16 protein-coding genes and 1 tRNA gene are annotated in these 19,071 nt (G+C 59.1%); 4 read left to right on the top strand and 13 right to left on the bottom strand.

Annotated elements, in window-relative coordinates; translation table 11 throughout:
- Positions 1–75 precede the first annotated feature (75 nt).
- Complete coding sequence (gene cra, locus WA225_RS28800) at positions 76–1,071, top strand: catabolite repressor/activator (RefSeq protein ID WP_122853483.1); 996 nt, start codon at positions 76–78, stop codon at positions 1,069–1,071.
- A gap of 3 nt (positions 1,072–1,074) precedes the next feature.
- Positions 1,075–1,851, top strand: a complete 777-nt coding sequence (locus WA225_RS28795; RefSeq protein ID WP_422610563.1) for a TatD family hydrolase — start codon at positions 1,075–1,077, stop codon at positions 1,849–1,851.
- On the opposite strand, the gene WA225_RS28790 is transcribed toward WA225_RS28795, so the two are convergent.
- The 5 genes from WA225_RS28790 to WA225_RS28770 form a co-directional block, all read right to left on the bottom strand.
- Positions 1,852–2,241, bottom strand: a complete 390-nt coding sequence (locus WA225_RS28790) for a hypothetical protein (RefSeq protein ID WP_422610562.1) — start codon at positions 2,239–2,241, stop codon at positions 1,852–1,854.
- A 174-nt stretch (positions 2,242–2,415) separates the two neighbouring features.
- Positions 2,416–4,446, bottom strand: coding sequence for a methyl-accepting chemotaxis protein (locus WA225_RS28785; protein WP_422610561.1), 2,031 nt, complete (start codon positions 4,444–4,446; stop codon positions 2,416–2,418).
- Between the two features lie 164 nt (positions 4,447–4,610).
- Positions 4,611–5,450 carry a regulatory signaling modulator protein AmpE gene (gene ampE / locus WA225_RS28780; protein WP_422610560.1) on the bottom strand — a complete coding sequence of 280 codons (840 nt, stop codon included), beginning with the start codon at positions 5,448–5,450 and terminating at the stop codon, positions 4,611–4,613.
- A complete protein-coding gene (gene ampD, locus WA225_RS28775) occupies positions 5,447–6,007 on the bottom strand; it encodes a 1,6-anhydro-N-acetylmuramyl-L-alanine amidase AmpD (RefSeq protein WP_064119456.1) in 561 nt (186 codons plus the stop codon). Before ampD ends, ampE begins: the two co-directional genes overlap by 4 nt.
- Before the next feature lie 64 nt (positions 6,008–6,071).
- Positions 6,072–8,252: a DUF1631 domain-containing protein gene (locus WA225_RS28770; RefSeq protein ID WP_422610559.1), complete on the bottom strand. Its 2,181-nt coding sequence runs from the start codon at positions 8,250–8,252 to the stop codon at positions 6,072–6,074.
- 393 nt (positions 8,253–8,645) lie between these two features.
- On the opposite strand from WA225_RS28770, the gene nadC reads away from it, so the two are divergent.
- A complete protein-coding gene (gene nadC / locus WA225_RS28765; RefSeq protein ID WP_422610558.1) occupies positions 8,646–9,494 on the top strand; it encodes a carboxylating nicotinate-nucleotide diphosphorylase in 849 nt (282 codons plus the stop codon).
- Between the two features lie 51 nt (positions 9,495–9,545).
- Here nadC and WA225_RS28760 read toward each other — a convergent pair whose 3' ends face one another.
- Positions 9,546–9,845, bottom strand: a complete 300-nt coding sequence (locus WA225_RS28760; protein ID WP_422610557.1) for a DUF6388 family protein — start codon at positions 9,843–9,845, stop codon at positions 9,546–9,548.
- Between the two features lie 274 nt (positions 9,846–10,119).
- On the opposite strand from WA225_RS28760, the gene WA225_RS28755 reads away from it, so the two are divergent.
- Entirely contained in the window at positions 10,120–10,614 is a 495-nt protein-coding gene (locus WA225_RS28755; RefSeq protein WP_422610556.1) for a hypothetical protein, read from the top strand.
- Between the two features lie 6 nt (positions 10,615–10,620).
- On the opposite strand, the gene WA225_RS28750 is transcribed toward WA225_RS28755, so the two are convergent.
- The 7 genes from WA225_RS28750 to nusA form a co-directional block, all read right to left on the bottom strand.
- Positions 10,621–10,696 (bottom strand) — tRNA-Thr (locus tag WA225_RS28750).
- Positions 10,697–10,825: 129 nt separating this feature from the next.
- Positions 10,826–12,931 (bottom strand): polyribonucleotide nucleotidyltransferase, encoded by a 2,106-nt coding sequence (gene pnp / locus WA225_RS28745; protein ID WP_008088348.1) that lies wholly within the window; start codon positions 12,929–12,931, stop codon positions 10,826–10,828.
- A gap of 193 nt (positions 12,932–13,124) precedes the next feature.
- Complete coding sequence (rpsO, locus tag WA225_RS28740) at positions 13,125–13,394, bottom strand: 30S ribosomal protein S15 (protein ID WP_003177875.1); 270 nt, start codon at positions 13,392–13,394, stop codon at positions 13,125–13,127.
- A gap of 142 nt (positions 13,395–13,536) precedes the next feature.
- A complete protein-coding gene (gene truB / locus WA225_RS28735; protein WP_008088346.1) occupies positions 13,537–14,454 on the bottom strand; it encodes a tRNA pseudouridine(55) synthase TruB in 918 nt (305 codons plus the stop codon).
- A 4-nt stretch (positions 14,455–14,458) separates the two neighbouring features.
- On the bottom strand, positions 14,459–14,860 hold the full coding sequence (rbfA, locus tag WA225_RS28730; protein ID WP_007915259.1) for a 30S ribosome-binding factor RbfA: 402 nt from the start codon (positions 14,858–14,860) through the stop codon (positions 14,459–14,461).
- A 160-nt stretch (positions 14,861–15,020) separates the two neighbouring features.
- Positions 15,021–17,552 carry a translation initiation factor IF-2 gene (infB, locus tag WA225_RS28725; protein WP_422610555.1) on the bottom strand — a complete coding sequence of 844 codons (2,532 nt, stop codon included), beginning with the start codon at positions 17,550–17,552 and terminating at the stop codon, positions 15,021–15,023.
- Between the two features lie 27 nt (positions 17,553–17,579).
- Positions 17,580–19,061 (bottom strand): transcription termination factor NusA, encoded by a 1,482-nt coding sequence (gene nusA / locus WA225_RS28720; protein ID WP_422610554.1) that lies wholly within the window; start codon positions 19,059–19,061, stop codon positions 17,580–17,582.
- Positions 19,062–19,071 lie beyond the last annotated feature (10 nt).

The raw sequence follows: 19,071 nt of genomic DNA, 5'->3' as shown, positions 1-19,071 counted from the left end.
AATAGTCGCCTGCCCTAATCGGGTAGGATTGGCGAAAATGTGGCGGCAAGCTCGCAAAAACAAGGAAATCCCGGGTTGAAACTCAGTGATATCGCGCGGTTGGCCGGAGTGTCCGTGACCACCGCCAGCTACGTCATCAACGGCAAGGCCGAACAGCAACGCATCAGCACCGCGACCGTCGAGCGGGTGCGCGCAGTGGTCGATCTGCACGGCTTCACGCCAAACCCTCAAGCGGCCGGGCTGCGCAGTCGGCACACGCGCACGCTGGGCTTTATTCTGCCGGATCTGGAAAACCCCAGTTACGCGCGGATCGCCAAACTGCTCGAGCAAGGTGCGCGGGCGCGCGGCTATCAATTGCTGATCGCCAGCTCCGACGATGCGCCGGACAGCGAGCGCCAATTGCTGCAACTGTTCCGCGCGCGGCGTTGCGATGCGTTGATCGTCGCCAGTTGCCTGCCGGCCGGCGATGACAGTTATCGGCAGTTGCAGGCCAAAGGGCTGCCGATCATCGCCATCGACCGGGTCATGGAGCCGGAGCATTTCTGCTCGGTGATCAGTGACGACCGTGAGGCCAGCCTGCACCTGACCCAGAGTCTGCTCGATCCGCAACCGAAGCAGATCGTACTGCTCGGCGCGCGCCCGGAACTGAGCATCAGCCAGGAACGTGCCGCCGGTTTCAAGCAAGCCTTGGTCGACTTCAAAGGCGAAGTGCTGGTCGAACACGCCGAATCCTTCAGCCGCGAATGCGGCAAGCAATTGATGGAAGAACTCCTGCAACGTCTGGGGCATTTGCCCGATGCGTTGGTCACCACGTCCTACGTGCTGTTACAAGGCGTGTTCGATGCACTGCATGACTTCCCGCTGAAATCGCGGCCACTGCGCCTCGGCACCTTCGGCGATACGCAGTTGCTGGACTTCCTGCCGCTGCCGGTCAACGCCATGGCCCAGCAGCACCAGTTGATCGCCGACAAGGCGCTGGAACTGGCGCTGGCCGCCGTCGAACAGTCGGAGTACAAGCCCGGTGTGCAGGCCATTGCGCGGACCTTCAAGCAGCGTATTCATCGGGACTGAACCGTGGAGCTGATCGACAGCCACACCCACCTCGACTTCCCCGACTTTGACGCCGATCGCCCGGCGTTGCTCGCCGAATGCCGCGCCCTCGGGGTGCGGCGAATGGTGGTATTGGGCGTCTATGAAGGTAATTGGCAACGGGTCTGGGATCTGGTGCAGAGCGATGCGGATTTGTACGCAGCCTTCGGTCTGCACCCGGTGTATCTCGATCAGCATCGTCCCGAAGATTTGCCGGCACTGGGCGATTGGCTGACCCGCCTGCACGGTCATCGGCAGTTGTGCGCGGTGGGCGAAATCGGTCTGGATTACTTCGTCGAAACGCTCGATCGCGAACGGCAACAGGCGTTGTTCGAAGCACAGCTGCAATTGGCGGCGGACTTTGAATTGCCAGCGCTGATCCATGTGCGGCGCAGCCATGCTGCGGTGATCGCGACGCTTAAACGCTTCAAGCTCAAACGCGCAGGGATCATCCACGCGTTCGCCGGCAGCCGCGAAGAAGCGCGTGAATACATCAGACTCGGTTTCAAACTGGGGCTTGGCGGCGCACCGACCTGGCCGCAGGCGTTGCGCATGCATCGGGTGCTGGCGCAGTTGCCGCTGGATTCGATCGTGCTGGAAACCGACTCACCGGACATGGCGCCGGCGATGTTTCCCGGTCAGCGCAACAGCCCGGCGCACTTGCCGGCGATTTGTGAGGCGCTGGCCGAGTTGATGAAGATCAGCCCGCAACAACTGGCCGCCGCCAGCACCGCCAACAGCGCTGAAGTATTCGGCTGGTAATCAGTCGGCGTGCGCCTTGGCGGCATCCAGGATCAGCGTCAGGTGCTGACGATGTCGCGCATAACGCACCACCACGAAATACACGAAGATCGTGATCAGTGAGGCGTTCAATTGTTCGGTGACGCTGAGCAGCCCCACCCATTCCATCACCAACGCCACCAACAATGCGGTGCACACCGTGACTGCAGCGCTGAAGCGCAGCAGCGCCAGCGAATCGAGGGATTTGAAGCGCTTGATCTGTTGCGGGCAGCGCAACTCAAGGGTTTTCTGGCAATGCTCACAGGTAAACGGTTCATTGATCGAGATGGCATTGAGCTGCCAGGGCTTGAGTACCTGCGTGGTCTGGCAATGAGCACAACGGCCCTGGATTCCCAGGGTTGCAACAGACATGAGCGGCCTCCGGTACGCGATCAGATAAGTATGGATACTGGCTCATTGATGGGGAAAAGCCAGAGGACGGAGAAAAACAGGATTGGGCTTACGAGCGAAAGTGAAAAAGTACTACAAAAGATTCTGATAAACCGCGCCCCCCGTGGGAGCGAGCAGGCTCGCTCCCGCAACGAGTCAGACGCGGAACGCGCTGATCAGCTGTTTAAGCTCCACCACTTGGGCTGACAGCGCCCGGCTGGCGTCTTCGGTCTGGTGCGCACCTTGCGCCGTACGCTCGCCGGCACGGTTGATCTCGACAATGTTCTGATCGATGTCATGTGCCACTGCCGTTTGCTGTTCCACCGCCGCAGCAATCTGCTGGTTCTGATCGACGATCATGCCCACCGCACCGAGGATGTTTTCCAGCGCCTGCTGGACCTTTTCCGACTGCCCGACCGTGCCGTTGGCCATTTGATGGCTGACGCCCATGGCTTTCACCGCCGCGCCGACACCGCCGTGCAGCTTGGCGATCATCTGTTCGATTTCTTCGGTCGATTGCTGGGTGCGTTTGGCCAGGGTACGCACTTCGTCGGCGACCACCGCAAAGCCACGTCCTTGCTCGCCAGCGCGCGCCGCTTCGATCGCGGCGTTGAGCGCCAGCAAGTTGGTTTGTTCGGCGATGCTTTTGATCACTTCCAGTACGCGACTGATCGACTGACTGTCGCTGGCCAACTGGTTGATCACCAGCACCGACTGGTCGATCTCGCTGGCCAGTGCAGCGATGCTGCCCTGCTGCGATTCCACCAGACCGCGACCGCTGATGGTCTCGTCATTCACGCTGTGGGCGCTGCTCACCGCTGCCGCGGCACTGCGCGCCACCTCCAGGGAGGTGGCCGACATCTGGTTCATCGCCGTCGCCACTTGCTCGATCTGCGTGCGTTGCCCGGCGACCGCCTGATTGCTCTGCGCAGAGACGTTTTCAACCTGCCCGGCCTGGCGCTCGACCTCGCCGACGGTCTGCCCGACCCGCTCGATCAAGTCGTGAATCTTGCGCACCGTGCCGTTGAACACTTCGCCCAACTCGCCCAGCTCATCGCGGCTATTGGCTTTGAAGTTGACCGTCATGTCGCCAGCCGCGACCTTGTCCATCATCGCCCCCAGGCGTTTCAGCGTGGTGCGGGTCGAGGCGTAGAAACCGCCGTAGAGATAGAAAATCAGCACAAACACCACCGACAGCGCCACGGCCTGCAAGACCATGTGCGTACGGTTTTGCGCCAGACGTTGCTGCAATTGGCTGTCGAGGAATTTCAGGCTGGCTTCGTTGAGCTGGTAGGTCTTGTCCATCAACGCGGTGACCTGGTCGTAAAACGCCAGCCATGGCGCATCGAGCGTGTCGGCCATCACCACTTGTTCTTCGAACAGCTCGCTGGCCTGTTTCAGCGAGGCCTTGCTGCTCTCGGCGGCCGCGCTGAGGTGTTCCCGCGCGGCGTTGCTGGAGCCGAGCGCATCGTGCAGTTTCAAGCCGTATTCGGCCTGCAGTTTCTCGATCTGCACCAGCAACTCATCAAAACGCGTGCTCGACGAACTGTTGAGAAAGCCCTGCCCCAAGGAATACGAGCCCATCGCCCGGCCTTCGCCGAGGGTTTGCGTGACGCTTGGAGTGATCAGCGTCACCAGTTCGCTGAGTTGACGAATGTCACTCTGGTTATCGCGGCTCAAACCGGCCTGACTGGTGATGATCTGGCTGAAAATCTGCGCACTGGCGAGCAACTTGCCAATCAGCGCGCTTTTGCTCTGCAGCGAGCTTTCCACTTGCTGGGCCTTGAATGCAGCGATCATCTCATCGCGCTTGCCGTCAAATACCTTGATCTGCTCGGGATCGTCGGTCATCGCCGTCAGCCCTTGCAGGCGCGCCAGAACCGCTTGTTCGAGGGTGGTGATCTGCGACTCGACATTCCCGGCCTTGCCAGACTGGCCGAGGGTGACATTGATCTGCACCAGGTTATTGAGGGTTTCCAGGTCCCGACGCAGGGCCAGGCTGCTGCCGAGCAGGTCAAGGCTTTGCAGCTCGACGCGGGTGCCCTGAAATTCACGATAGGAATCGCGCACCAGATAGAAATTGGTCACCAGCATCGGCACCAGGAACAGCACGCTGATCAGGCTGAACTTCATGCCGAAGCTCAGACGGTTCATCAGCGAGACGGCGGGATAGAGCAAGCTCTTCACTGGAAGTCTCCCTTGGTTTTTCTTGTTTTTATTGGCAGGCGCGGGGCGACAGCAGATAGCCACTATCGAGCGCCATGTCTGTATAGCTCAAATCGGCGGGAGGTTTTGTAACTTAAGGTTAACGACGAGCAGGGCCGAGGGATTTGCTCCCTCAGCCCGATTGATCAGTGAACCAGAACGGTCCACAAGGCAAACCCGGCATACCACAGCACCGCGGCACGCAGCAGCAGTTCCCACAGGCAATCGAGGGTGTTGATGCCTTCAGGACCGACCACGGGAGGTGGAATCTCGCCCGCCGCCAGACCGACCCGGTTGATCAGTTGCGCAGCGCTGATGTTCCAGTTCAGCAGCTCATGCAGCATCACCCGACTGACCGCAACGAAGTTGCCGACCAGCGCCAGGCTTGCCGCCAGCAAACGCACCGGCACCCAATCGAAGGCGTGACGCAGTTGCCCGGCGCGTTCGACCAACGCCGGGTTTTTGCCGTGCTCTTGGGCCAGCGCCAACAAACGATAAGCGAGCGCCGCCACCGGGCCGAGCAGGAAATACCAGAAGATCACCGCGAAGAAGCTTTGATAGGCTTCCCACAGCAAGTGGCCTTGGACGCGATCGAGCAATTGCTCACCGCTGTCGGCGCAAATATCCAGATCACGCTTGGCCACATGCGCCGCGGCTTGCAGATCCTCACGGCGCCAGGCATCGCGAAACGGCCCGAGGCCGCCGAGCAGATCACCGCGCCCCAGGCTGTAAATCACCACCAGCAAATGCACCGGCAAGGCCAGCAGGCCATAAGCCACCGGCTCCAGCACCACCAGCAACAACGCCAGTAGCGCCAGCGGAAACAGCACCAGAATGGTCAGCACCAGCCAGGGTTTGCTGGCCAGCCGCTCGCTGGCTTCGAGTTTGTTCAGTTCGCGGATCCATCCGCCATCGCGTTGAACCCGATGGCGCAGGGCCGAGAACTTCTCGATCCAGACCGCCAGCAGTAACACCAGAAAACTCATTGTCCTTCCTCTTGTGCCAGGGCTGCGCGGTAACGCGCCCAGTCGAATGCCGGGCCAGGATCGGTCTTACGCCCGGGTGCTATGTCGCTGTGCCCACAAATGCGGGCGCCGGTGATGGCCGGAAATGCTCTTTGCAACTGGCGGGTCAACGCCGTCAATGCTTGATACTGCGCATCGGTGAACGGCAGATCATCGGTGCCTTCAAGCTCAATGCCCACGGAAAAATCGTTACAGGTTTCGCGCCCGTCGAAAATCGATACGCCGGCATGCCATGCCCGCTCAAGACAGGAGACAAACTGGGTGACCTTGCCGTCACGTTCGATCAGAAAGTGCGCTGAAACGCGCAGGTCGGCAATCCCTGCAAAGTAGGGATGTTCGGTGACATCCAGACGATTCTGGAAAAACTCCTGCACCTTGCCGGTCGCGAACTGCGCTGGTGGCAAGCTGATGTTGTGGATCACCAACAGGGAAATTTCGCCCGCAGGGCGTTCATTGAAGTTGGGCGATGGGCAAACTTGCACCCCGTGACACCACCCGCTAGCGGGATCCAACTGCATACCGATTCCTTCAACGCCGACTGTGTGAGCGCCCAGTATGCCGTGATCGGCACCCGGCGCGCGATCACTTGGCGCGATTGAGTCGCCGCAGATTGCCCAGCACCGACTCCAGCGCGCGGTCGAACAACAACGTGTCATCCAGCGCACGCACCGCGCCACGCTGGAATTCCACCGCCAGCGCCATGCGGCTGCGCTCGAGCACTTTCATCCCGGTGCGATCGACAAATACATACTTGCCGGTGGCCTCGATAATGGCCGCCAGCTTGCAGCGCAGGCTGTTGTCATCGTCTTCCTGAAACGCCACCCAACTGCCCAGGCGCAGTTGCTCGACCTGGCGCAGACCGGCGGCGTCATGGGGCAAGCGTACCGAGGTCAGCGCGAGGCTGCTGTCGTCGGCGGTGGGCAGCACGATTTGTTCTGACACCTCGATCATTGGCGCAGTCTGATCGGCCTCGACGGCACGCTCCAGCACCCGCACGTGAAGGGCTTCCAGCTCACTGAAAAATTCGCTGGTGGCGAACGGATCGAACGCCGAGCTCGTCAGGCCATCACGCAGCGACTTGAGCAACCCCGGCACCAGCGCCAGCAAACGCAAGCTGGACTCAGAGTCCTCATGACGCTGCACGCTCCAGATCAGTTGCTCCATGGTTTGCACGTCGGCCTGCCACTCGGCTGACTGGTCGCCATGCTTGAGGCAGGTCAACAGCAGTACTTTGCTCCAGGCATTCTGTACAAAACTGACCACCGACGGCGGCAGGGTTTTGCCCAACAGTGCTTGATTCAACGCCCGTTCGACTCGACGCCGGGCCAGTTCGGTTTTCGCTCGCCCCTCTTCGGCGTCACGCAAGCGCTGTTCAAGCAGCTCGCTGCGGCGGCGCTCGTCACTGGTGAACGCGAGGAAGTCGGCGAGCAATTCGGAGAAAATCGCCGGGTCATCGACAAAGTCCGTCAGCAGGCGCTGCACCACTTGTTCGATGCGCAGGTACAAGCTGTCGCGCGCTTCGCCATCGCAATCGCCCCAACCCATGGCGGCCTCGGCAATTTCGTTGAGCAGGCGTCGTGCCGGGTGGCTGCTGCGGCTGAAGAAGCTCTTGTCGAGCACCGCAACCTTGAGCATCGGGATCTGCAAACGGGCGATCAAGGCCTTGAGCGAATCCGGCACATTACGGTCTTCAAGGATGCAGTCGAAGACCATGGCGATCAGGTTGATCACGTCTTCGTCCGCATCGCCGACAATCCGCGATTTGCCACTTCTGACGCTGACCCGGGTCAGCAATTGTTCGAGCTGATTGCGCAGATCGAAGTCGTCCTGCGCTGCCAGCGCCGGCACGTATTGTTGCAGGTGCGAGAGCAGGCGCAGCAGGTCGCGGGTGGAAATCGGTTGCGCGGCGGCGCTGGGTTCCAGCGTCGGGGCAACGCTGCCGCGCACATGTAGCAGCAACTCCTGCAACGCGCTAAAGACTTCTTGCACGCCTTCGTCAGCTGGTTGCGGATGCGCGCCCTCTTCGCTGTGCACACTGGCCACCGCGCGGTCGATGGCGCGGCGTGTCGGTGCCGGTTTCAACTGCGGCAAGACGCCAGTGGCCAGCAACAGTTGGTTGGCTTCACCGTAGAGTTGTTCGGTGTCGGCCAACACATAGCGCTCGAACAGTTTGAGCAGGATCAGCTTGACCTTGATCTCTACGCCGAGATTGCGTCCGGCCTGCAAAAAATACTCACACAGCAGGGCCGGGCCGAGTGGGTTGTGCTGATCGGCGAGTGGCTGGCCGAGCAACGCGCTCAATCGCGCGCTCAACTGATCGAGGGCGAAACCATCGCGTTTGAGCACGCGGCCCACCATGGTTTCCACCGCCACATCGCGCTCCATGTCGTCGGTACGGGGCGCGGTTTCTTCGAAGATCAGCGTGCGTGGCAGCGCGTTGTGCGTGGAGTCGTATTGCGTGAGGGCGGCGAACGCCTCAAAGAATTGCTCGAGAAAACCACGCTCGATGTTTTTGCGCTTGAGGCGCAGGTCGCGCATCGCTTCGAAGAAGATGTTCTGTTCGACGTCGTTGCGCGCCCGATCAGCCATTTCAAACAAGGTGTCGTCGGCGTTATCGAACAGCTCCTGCAACGCATGTCGCAGTTGCTGGGCAGCCTTGTCGCGAACCTGAAGCAGAATCACAGGCAGGCGGGCGAGCGGCGAATGATTCGCCTGATCGGTAGTGGCCTTGTGCAAAGGCACTACTTTCCCGTCGTTGTGCATCCAAGCCTCCTGAAACGGTGATTCGTTCGGTCACTTTCAACATAAGCCTCCTGTGGGAGCGAGCTTGCTCGCGAAGGCGATCTCTCAGTGACATTGTTGGTGACTGACACTGCGCTTTCGCGAGCAAGCTCGCTCCCACAGGTCTCAACAACTCTGGCCGCACCGCACGTCAAAGCTATGACGTCAAATGCAAGGCGGATTATCTGGCAAAAGATGCCCCCGACGCTATAGCCGTCAGGGTTTCCCCTATGCCCGATCCCCTCTCAGTGACCACGCCTTGGCCGGGTTTGCTCAAAGAAAATCGACCAGATGCAGGCAAGCACGCACGTTCTCGCCTTGGGTTGGCTCGTACCATGCCCCTATAATCGAATCACTTTGTTTGTGGAGCCCGTTATGCCGAATCTACGTCTCGCCGATTTGACCGCCGAAATCGAAGCCAACGTGCGCCGTGCGTTGCTCGAAGACATCGGCAGCGGCGACATCACCGCGCAACTGATCCCGGCCGAACGCCTGGCCAAAGCCACCATCATCACCCGCGATGCGGCCGTCATTTGCGGCACCGCGTGGGTTGATGCGGTGTTCCGCCAGCTCGATCCGCGTGTCGCGGTGCATTGGCAAGTGGTCGATGGCGAGCGGGTGCAAGCCAATCAACCGCTGTTTCACCTGGAAGGTCCGGCCCGCTCGCTGCTGACCGGTGAGCGCAGTGCGCTGAATTTCCTGCAACTGCTGTCCGGTGTGGCCACGCGTGCGCACTATCTGGCCGACTTCGTTGCCCAGACGCAGGTCAAACTGCTCGACACCCGCAAAACCCTGCCAGGTTTGCGTCTGGCGCAGAAATACGCGGTGACCTGCGGCGGCTGCCACAACCATCGCATCGGTCTGTATGACGCGTTCCTGATCAAGGAAAACCACATCGCCGCCAGCGGTGGCATTCCTCAAGCCATTGCCGCCGCGCACAAGATCGCGCCGGGCAAACCGGTGGAAGTCGAAGTGGAAAGCCTGGATGAGCTCAAAGAAGCGCTGGATGCCGGCGCTGACATCATCATGCTCGACGAGTTGAGCCTGGATGACATGCGCGAAGCCGTGCGCCTGAACGGCGGCAAGGCGAAGCTGGAAGCGAGCGGCGGTATCAACGAAAGCACGTTGCTGCCGATTGCCGAGACCGGGGTGGATTACATCTCGATTGGCGCAATGACCAAGGATGTCAAAGCGGTCGACCTGTCGATGCGCCTCAGCCTCTGAAGACTGCACGCAATAAAAAACGCCAGCCCGGTTGAGGCTGGCGTTTTTGCTTCAGACCACCAGATTGTTCATCTCGCAGTACTCTTCCCACTCGACACCCAACACTTCGGCCGCCTCTTTGTGCAGCACGAGGCGCTGCGCCTCGAACTCCTCCGGCGTGCTCGTGTACTTGAGCGTCAACTCCCACGGTTGCAAGCCCTGCGCTTCGGCTTCGTCTTCGAAGGCCCACTGAATCTGATCTTTCTGATCATCAGGACTGAGGTCCTTGATCTCTTCCAGCAGCTGCGGCGTGTCGAGTTTGTACTTTTCCAGCGCTTGTTCGTGACGTTGCTCTTGAGTTAATTCGGTCATGGCGTTCTCGCTGATCGTAAGAATGGAGGATGGATCTGGATCATCAAGGATCTCTCTGACGCGGATTGTCCGGCCTTCGGAACCATTCGGGATCATCTGAAAACTGCTAAGCGATGCTCATGCAGGCACCGAATATAGGACGTTTGCATGACGAATTACACGGCTCTTTACATCTCTCGCACAAAAAGTTGACCTGCGGAACATAAATGCGGATTTCGAGTCATAGCGATGTGCCACTTCGGCACTTCTCCGCTGTTCACAAGGAAAACCAGTGATGCGCAGCTTTTCGAAGATTTTCTCTGTTGTGCCCGCTACCGCGCTGATGGCTGTTCTGGCCCTGCCTGCAAACGCAATGGCTGTCGAGTTGAGCAGTAGCAGCTCCTCCTATGGCGACAAGGTTGCCCTGATTCACAACGATTACGGCAAAGACGTCGTCATCAGAAGTGACATCAGCGTCGACGAACTGCAAAAAATGCGCGACACGATCAGTGACCAGTCGCGGCAGATCGAAGAACTCAAACGCAGCAGCGGCTCGAGCTCAAGCGCCAGTGGCAAGGAAATCGAAGAGTTGAGAAACAAGGTCAAAGACCAGGATCGTGAACTGGACACGCTCGGTCGTCAGGTAGAAGACCTCAAGCGCAACAGTGGCTCCAGTTCCAACTCGAACAGCAGCGAGCTTTCGAATCTGAAGCAGAAAATCAACGATCAGGATCGGGCGATGGATCAGCTCAAACGTACCGTCGAGGATCTGAGCCGCAAGGTGAAATAAAAGAGGTGGTGCCCGAGACAGGAATCGAACCTGCGACCTTCGCGTTACGAGTGCGCTGCTCTACCGGCTGAGCTACACGGGCGGTGGGCTAAACCTAGCACCGGTTCTGAAGGCCGGCAACTTCGCAGAATGTCTCGATATTTCGCAGACAAAAAAATGCCCCGCCGTTTTCACGGCGGGGCATTTTTATTGCGCTAACGCTTTGGGCTGATTAAACGCCCGAAGCCTTGGCCGCTGCCACGTCTTTGATGGACAGCTTGATACGACCGCGGTTGTCCACGTCCAGTACCAGCACTTCCACTTCCTGGCCTTCTTTCAGGATGTCGGTGACTTTCTCTACGCGAGCGTCACTCAGCATCGAGATGTGCACCAGACCGTCCTTGCCCGGCAGGATGTTGACGAATGCGCCGAAGTCGACGATGCGCTCAACCTTGCCCACGTAGATCTTGCCGATCTCGGCTTCAGCGGTGATGCCCAGAACGCGCTGACGAGCTGCTTCAGCCGCTTCCTTGGTTTCGCCGAAGATTTTGATCGAACCGTCGTCTTCGATGTCGATCGAAGCCTTGGTTTCTTCGCAGATCGCACGGATGGTCGCGCCACCTTTACCGATAACGTCACGGATCTTGTCGGTGTCGATTTTCATCGCGATCATGGTCGGAGCGTTGGCCGACAGCTCGGTACGCGACTGGCCGATGATCTGATTCATCTGACCGAGGATGTTCAGGCGCGCTTCCAGGGCTTGGCCCAGAGCGATCTCCATGATTTCTTCGGTGATGCCTTTGATCTTGATGTCCATCTGCAGCGCAGTAACGCCTTTGGCGGTACCGGCTACTTTGAAGTCCATGTCGCCCAGGTGGTCTTCGTCACCGAGGATGTCGGTCAGGACGGCGAATTTCTCGCCTTCTTTAACCAGACCCATGGCGATACCGGCAACCGGCGCCTTCATCGGCACACCAGCGTCCATCAGGGCCAGGGAAGCGCCGCAAACGGAAGCCATCGAGCTCGAACCGTTGGATTCGGTGATTTCCGAAACCACACGGATGGTGTACGGGAACACGTCAGCGGCTGGCAGCATGGCCGAAACCGAACGACGGGCCAGACGGCCGTGACCGATTTCACGACGACCAGCGCCACCCATGCGACCACACTCGCCCACCGAGAACGGAGGGAAGTTGTAGTGCAGCATGAACGGGTCTTTTTTCTCGCCTTCCAGGGTGTCCAGCAGCTGTGCGTCACGGGCGGTGCCCAGAGTCGCGACTACCAGCGCCTGGGTTTCACCACGGGTGAACAGCGCCGAACCGTGAGTCTTCGGCAGAACGCCGACTTCGATGTTCAGCGGACGTACGGTTTTGGTGTCGCGACCGTCGATACGTGGCTTGCCGTTAACGATGTTTTCGCGAACGGTGCGGTATTCGATTTCGCCGAAAGCGGCTTTGACTTCGCTGGACGAAGGCTGGCCTTCTTCACCGGACAGCTTGGCAACAACCTGATCCTTCAGCTCACCCAGGCGAGCGTAACGGTCGGCCTTGATGGTGATGGTGTAAGCCTGGGAGATCGCATCGCCGAACTCGGCACGGATAGCGCCCAGCAGTTCGGTGGCTTCTGGAGCCGGAGCCCAGTTCCAGGTTGGCTTGGCAGCTTCAGCAGCGAGTTCTTTAACGGCGTTGATCACCACCTGGAATTCGTCGTGAGCGAACAGTACCGCGCCCAGCATCTGGTCTTCGGTCAGCTCTTTGGCTTCCGATTCAACCATCAGTACGGCGTCGGAAGTACCGGCAACGACCATGTCCAGGCTCGAGGCAGCTTGCTGCTCGTAAGTCGGGTTCAGCAGGTAGCCAGTGCTTTCGTGGAAAGCAACGCGAGCGGCGCCGATCGGGCCGTCGAACGGGATACCCGAGATGGCCAGGGCAGCCGAGGTACCGATCATCGCAGCGATGTCCGGATCGGTCTTCTTGCTGGTGGAAACGACGGTGCAGACAACCTGCACTTCGTTCATGAAACCTTCTGGGAACAGCGGACGGATCGGACGGTCGATCAGTCGGGAAGTCAGGGTTTCTTTCTCGGAAGGACGGCCTTCACGCTTGAAGAAACCGCCAGGGATCTTACCGGCAGCGTAAGTCTTTTCCTGGTAGTGAACGGACAGAGGGAAGAAGCCCTTGCCCGGATCGGCTTGTTTTGCACCGACTACAGTCACCAATACGCTGACGTCGTCGTCAACGGTGACCAATACTGCGCCGGAGGCCTGACGGGCGATACGGCCAGTCTCGAGGGTAACGGTCGATTGACCGAACTGGAATTTTTTGATTACCGGGTTCACGGTGTCCTACCTTCTTTGTGGCTCTTGGGGGAACTGGTTTCTTGCGAATTCTTGGGCAATGTCGGGAATCGGCCCAACCCTTGTCCGGGGTAAAACGTGTATCCAGATAAAACTTGAGGCTGGGAGCCTGCAAGGCGCCCGCGGAAAACCGCGGACGTCTGGCAGACCACCAACCTCATAGCGCAATCGCTGATTAGCGACGCAGACCCAGGCGACCGATCAGAGTCTGATAACGACCCAGATCCTTGCCTTTCAGGTAGTCCAGCAGCTTGCGACGCTGGTTTACCATGCGGATCAGACCACGACGGGAGTGGTGATCTTTACCGTTGGCCTTGAAGTGACCTTGCAGTTTGTTGATGTTGTGGGTCAGCAGTGCAACTTGCACTTCTGGCGAACCAGTGTCACCAACAGCTTGCTGGTAGTCAGCAACGATTTGAGCTTTTTCTTGAACGTCGAGAGCCATGAGGCAATCCTTTTATCAGGAAACTGTTTCAAAGAAACAGCTTCAACAGGCCAGGGACAAATCCCTGTATCTATAAATGAGTAGTGACCGTGCCTGTTAACAGCCACCCTCGCCAGCCTGCTTTGACACAGACCGGTTTCGGTCATTCCGACCGAATCAGTCGACGTGGTGCAATGCGCCCGTCTTCGCTCACTTCACCGATACCGATGAAGCGGCCATTGTGATCCTGTACCCGCACCATGCCGAACTTCGGAGCATCCGGGGCACGCACCGGCTGGCCGTTGAGCCAGTAGAACGCACTCGCTTCGGAGAAGTGCAGCAACGGCCAATCCTGCAAGCCGCTGTCCGACGGCATCAGGAAGCGATCCACCGCTTCGTTGCCGCCTTCGGCATGTACCGCTTCGAGCTCTTCGAGGGTCACGGTCTGCGCCAGGGTGAAAGGCCCGGCCTGGGTACGGCGCAATTCAGCGACGTACGCACCACAACCGAGTTGCTCACCGATATCCTCCACCAGGGTGCGAATATAGGTGCCCTTGCTGCAATCCACCGCAAGACGCGCAGTATCGCCTTCGAAGGCCAGTAATTCCAAGCGCGCAATAGTAACAGAACGCGGTTCGCGCTCCACTACTTCGCCTGCACGGGCCAGCTTGTACAGCGGCTGGCCATCACGCTTGAGCGCCGAGTACATCGGCGGTATCTGACTGATTTGCCCACGAAATTTCGGCAATGCCGCTTCGACATCGGCGCGACCAACGGTCACCGGGCGTTCCTGCAAAACCTCACCTTCGGCATCGGCCGTGGTGGTGGTCTTGCCCAGTTGCGCGAGGGTTTCATAAGCCTTGTCGGAATCGAGCAGGTATTGCGAGAACTTGGTCGCCTCGCCAAAGCACAGCGGCAAGACGCCAGTGGCCAGCGGATCGAGGCTGCCGGTGTGACCGGCCTTCTCGGCGTTGAGCAACCAGCGAACCTTCTGCAACGCGGCGTTGGAGGTGAACCCCAACGGCTTGTCGAGCAGGATAATGCCGCTGACGTTACGACGGATACGTTTGACCTGAGCCACCGAGTTACTCCTTGGTGTCTTCAGGTTCAGCAGCGACCGGATGCTGATTGTCTTCAGCCACGGCACGCTCGATCAGAGCCGACAGATGCGCACCACGGACGACGGATTCGTCGTAGTGGAAGTGCAGTTGCGGCACGCTGCGCAGCTTCATTTCACGGGCCAGTTGCATACGCAGGAAACCTGCGGCGGCATTCAGTACCTTGATGCTCTGCGCGATGTCTTCAGCGTTGTCCTGCCCCATCACGGTGATGAAAATCTTTGCGTGACCGACGTCACGGCTGACTTCCACAGCGGTAATGGTGACCAGACCCACACGTGGATCTTTGACTTCGCGACGGATCAGTTGAGCCAGCTCGCGCTGCATCTGATCGCCGATACGTTGGGTACGGCTGTATTCTTTTGCCATGATTTTGTTACCTGTTACTGCCCGGCGGTGAAACCCGCCAGGTCTGAAAGCGGCAAACGCCCGGCCTGACAAAAGCCAGACCGGGCGTTGCGTTTAGAGTCCGGGTGATGCGCCGCACCCTTGAGTGCGGCCAACCATCACGGCTCCTGAAGTGCGCGAGTTAGAGGCTGCGAGCAACCTGAACCTTCTCGAAGACTTCGATCTTGTCGCCGACTTTGACGTCGTTGTAGCTCTTCACGCCGATACCGCATTCCATGCCGGCACGTACTTCGGAAGCGTCATCCTTGAAGCGGCGCAGGGATTCCAGCTCGCCTTCGAAGATAACGATGTCTTCACGCAGTACACGGATCGGACGGTTACGGTGCACAACACCTTCGATCACCATGCAACCAGCGATCGCGCCAAACTTCGGCGAACGGAACACGTCACGCACTTCGGCGATACCCAGGATGTTCTCGCGAACATCGCTGCCGAGCATGCCGGTCAGGGCTTTCTTGACGTCTTCGATGATGTCGTAGATCACGTTGTAGTAACGCATGTCCAGACCTTCCTGCTCGACGATCTTCCGTGCGCCAGCATCGGCACGCACGTTGAAACCGAACAGTACAGCGTTGGAAGCCAGTGCCAGGTTAGCGTCGGATTCGGTGATACCACCAACGCCGCCGCCAACTACGCGCACTTGTACTTCGTCGTTGCCCAGGCCATTCAAGGCACCGTTCAACGCTTCCAGCGAACCACGGACGTCGGATTTGAGGACGATGTTGAGCGTCTTCTTCTCGGCCTGACCCATGTTTTCGAAGATGTTTTCCAGCTTGCCGGCGTGAGCGCGAGCCAGTTTGACTTCGCGGAACTTGCCTTGACGGAACAGAGCCACTTCACGGGCTTTCTTCTCGTCGGCAACCACACTCATCTCGTCGCCAGCGTCCGGAGTACCGTCCAGGCCGAGGATCTCGACAGGGATGGAAGGACCGGCTTCTTTGATTGGCTTGCCGTTCTCGTCGAGCATGGCACGCACGCGGCCATAGTTCGAACCGACCAGGACCATGTCGCCTTGGCGCAGGGTACCGTCTTGAACCAGAACGGTTGCCACCGGGCCACGACCTTTGTCGAGACGCGATTCAACCACAACACCACGGCCAGGAGCAGACGGGGTCGCTTTCAGTTCGAGAACTTCAGCTTGCAGCAGAACGGCTTCGAGCAGCTCGTCGACACCAGTACCGACTTTCGCCGAGACCGGTACGAACGGCGTATCACCGCCCCATTCTTCGGAAGTCACGCCGTGAACCGACAGTTCGCTACGGATGCGATCCAGATCGGCGCCCGGCTTGTCGATCTTGTTCACTGCTACAACCAGTGGAACGCCAGCCGCTACTGCGTGCTGAACTGCTTCAATGGTCTGCGGCATCACGCCGTCGTCCGCTGCAACCACCAGAATCACGATGTCGGTCGCCTTGGCACCACGAGCACGCATTGCGGTAAACGCGGCGTGACCCGGGGTATCGAGGAAGGTGACCATGCCGCGTTCGGTTTCAACGTGGTATGCACCGATGTGCTGGGTGATACCACCGGCTTCGCCAGCAGCTACCTTGGCACGACGGATGTAGTCGAGCAGGGACGTTTTACCGTGGTCAACGTGGCCCATTACGGTCACGACTGGCGCACGGGAGAACGACTCACCTTCAAACTTCAGGGACTCGGCCAGGGAATCTTCCAGGGCGGTGTCGCTGACCAGGGTCACTTTGTGGCCCAGTTCTTCGGCTACCAGTTGAGCAGTTTCCTGATCAAGCACCTGGTTGATGGTCGCTGGGGTACCCAGTTTGAACATGAACTTGATGATTTCAGCAGCCTTGACCGACATCTGATTGGCTAGATCGCCAACAGTGATGGTCTCGCCGATCTGCACATCACGCACGACAGGGCCGGTCGGGCTCTGGAAACCGTGGGCATTGCGCTTCTTCAGCTTGGCCTTGCCGCGACCACCGCGACGGAAGCCATCGCTTTCTTCGTCGGTAGTGCGTGGTGCCACACGTGGCGCCGGCGCTTTTTCCTTGACCGAAGCGCGATGCGGAGCGTTTTTGCGCTCGCCATCACCGCCACCGCTGCGACGATTGTTGTCGTCGGCACGTGGTTTGTCCGGACGGCGCTGTTCGTTCTGCTTGTTGCGAACTTCAGCAGACGGTGCAGGAGCAGCGGCAGCAACCGGTGCGCTTTCGCGTACAGGTTCGGCAGCGGCAGCCGGCGCCGCAACGGCAGCGCTGGTAGCGTTCTGCGCAGCAGCAGGCTGATTACGCGCTTCTACTTCGGCGCGTTGCTTGGCTTCTTCTTCAGCCTTCTGACGGGCAGCATTTTCTACTGCGCGACGCTCATCCAGTTCACGCTTGCGTTCGGCTTCGATTTCTTCCGGGCTACGCTGTACGAAAACTTTCTTTTTGCGAACTTCTACGCTGATGCTCTTGCTACCAGCCACACGCAGGGTGCTGGTGGTTTTACGCTGCAGCGTGATCTTGCGTGGTTCTTCCACTTTCGCCTTGTGGCTGCTTTTCAAGTGAGTCAGCAGGGACTGCTTCTCACTGTCAGTCACATTTTCTTCGGCGGCGGTGTGCGGCAGACCTGCCTCACGCATCTGCTGCAACAGGCGCTCTACCGGTGTTTTGACCTCATCGGCCAGTTGTTTCACCGTGACTTGCGTCATGCACTTCTCTCCTCAGGCCGCGCCTAATTACTCGAACCAGTGGGCTCGGGCGGCCATGATCAACTTGCCGGCACGATCATCGTCAATGCCGTCGATGTCGAGCAGGTCGTCAATAGACTGCTCGGCCAGGTCTTCGCGGGTAATTACGCCGCGCACCGCCAGTTCCATCGCCAAATCCTTGTCCATACCCTCAAGCGAGAGCAGGTCTTCGGCCGGATGGGCGTCTGCCAGCTTTTCCTCAGTAGCGATGGCTTTGGTCAACAAACGATCCTTGGCACGAGCGCGAAGCTCGTTGACGGTATCTTCGTCAAAGCCGTCGATGTTGAGCATTTCTTCCAACGGTACGTAGGCAATCTCTTCCAGGCTGGTGAAGCCTTCATCTACCAGCACCTGTGCCAGGTCTTCGTCGACTTCCAGCTCGTCGATGAAGTTGCGCAGGATGTCGCCGGTTTCTGCTTGCTGCTTAGCCTGGATGTCCGATTCGGTCATCACGTTCAGGGTCCAGCCAGTCAACTGGCTGGCCAGACGTACGTTCTGGCCACCGCGACCGATGGCCTGAGCCAGATTGTCTGCGCCAACGGCGATGTCCATTGCATGGGCATCTTCGTCAACGATAATTGCCGCAACCTCAGCCGGGGACATGGCGTTGATCACGAACTGAGCCGGGTTGTCGTCCCAAAGAACGATGTCAACACGCTCACCGCCCAACTCACCCGACACTGCCTGGACGCGCGAACCGCGCATACCGATGCAAGCGCCCTGTGGGTCGATACGTTTGTCCTTGGAGCGGACGGCGATCTTGGCGCGCGACCCCGGATCACGGGACGCTGCCATTACTTCGATCAGGCCTTCGGCAATTTCCGGCACTTCGATACGGAACAGCTCGATCAGCATTTCCGGCGCGGTACGCGACAGGATCAGCTGCGGGCCGCGGTTCTCGGTGCGAATTTCCTTGAGCAGCGCACGCAAACGCACGCCAACGCGGAAAGTTTCGCGAGAAATGATGTCTTCACGGGCCAGCAACGCTTCAGCATTGTTGCCCAGATCGACGATCACGTTGTCGCGGGTGACTTTTTTCACGGTGCCGGAGATGATTTCCCCCAGGCGCTCGCGATAGGCGTCGACCACTTGAGCGCGCTCGGCTTCACGCACTTTCTGCACGATGACTTGCTTGGCAGTCTGTGCAGCGATGCGGCCGAACTCGATGGATTCGATTTTCTCTTCGACGACGTCGCCAACCTGGGCACCCGGATGCGTTTCAGCAACCTTGCTTGGCCAGGTTTCGATGGCCGGATCGTCAAGATCATTCTCTTCGACGACCGTCCAGCGACGGAAAGTTTCGTATGCCCCGGTGTGGCGGTTAATTTCCACACGCAGGTCAACTTCGTCTTCAAAACGCTTTTTGGTAGCAGTGGCCAGAGCCAGCTCCAGCGCTTCAAAAATTACGCTTGCCGGTACGCCCTTTTCATTGGATACCGACTCAACAACCAGCAGTACTTCTTTGCTCATCGTACGCCTC

It is taken from the genome of Pseudomonas sp. (assembly GCF_049300855.1).
In the GTDB taxonomy this organism is placed as follows: domain Bacteria; phylum Pseudomonadota; class Gammaproteobacteria; order Pseudomonadales; family Pseudomonadaceae; genus Aquipseudomonas.
This window is presented reverse-complemented; position numbering and strand designations above follow the sequence as displayed.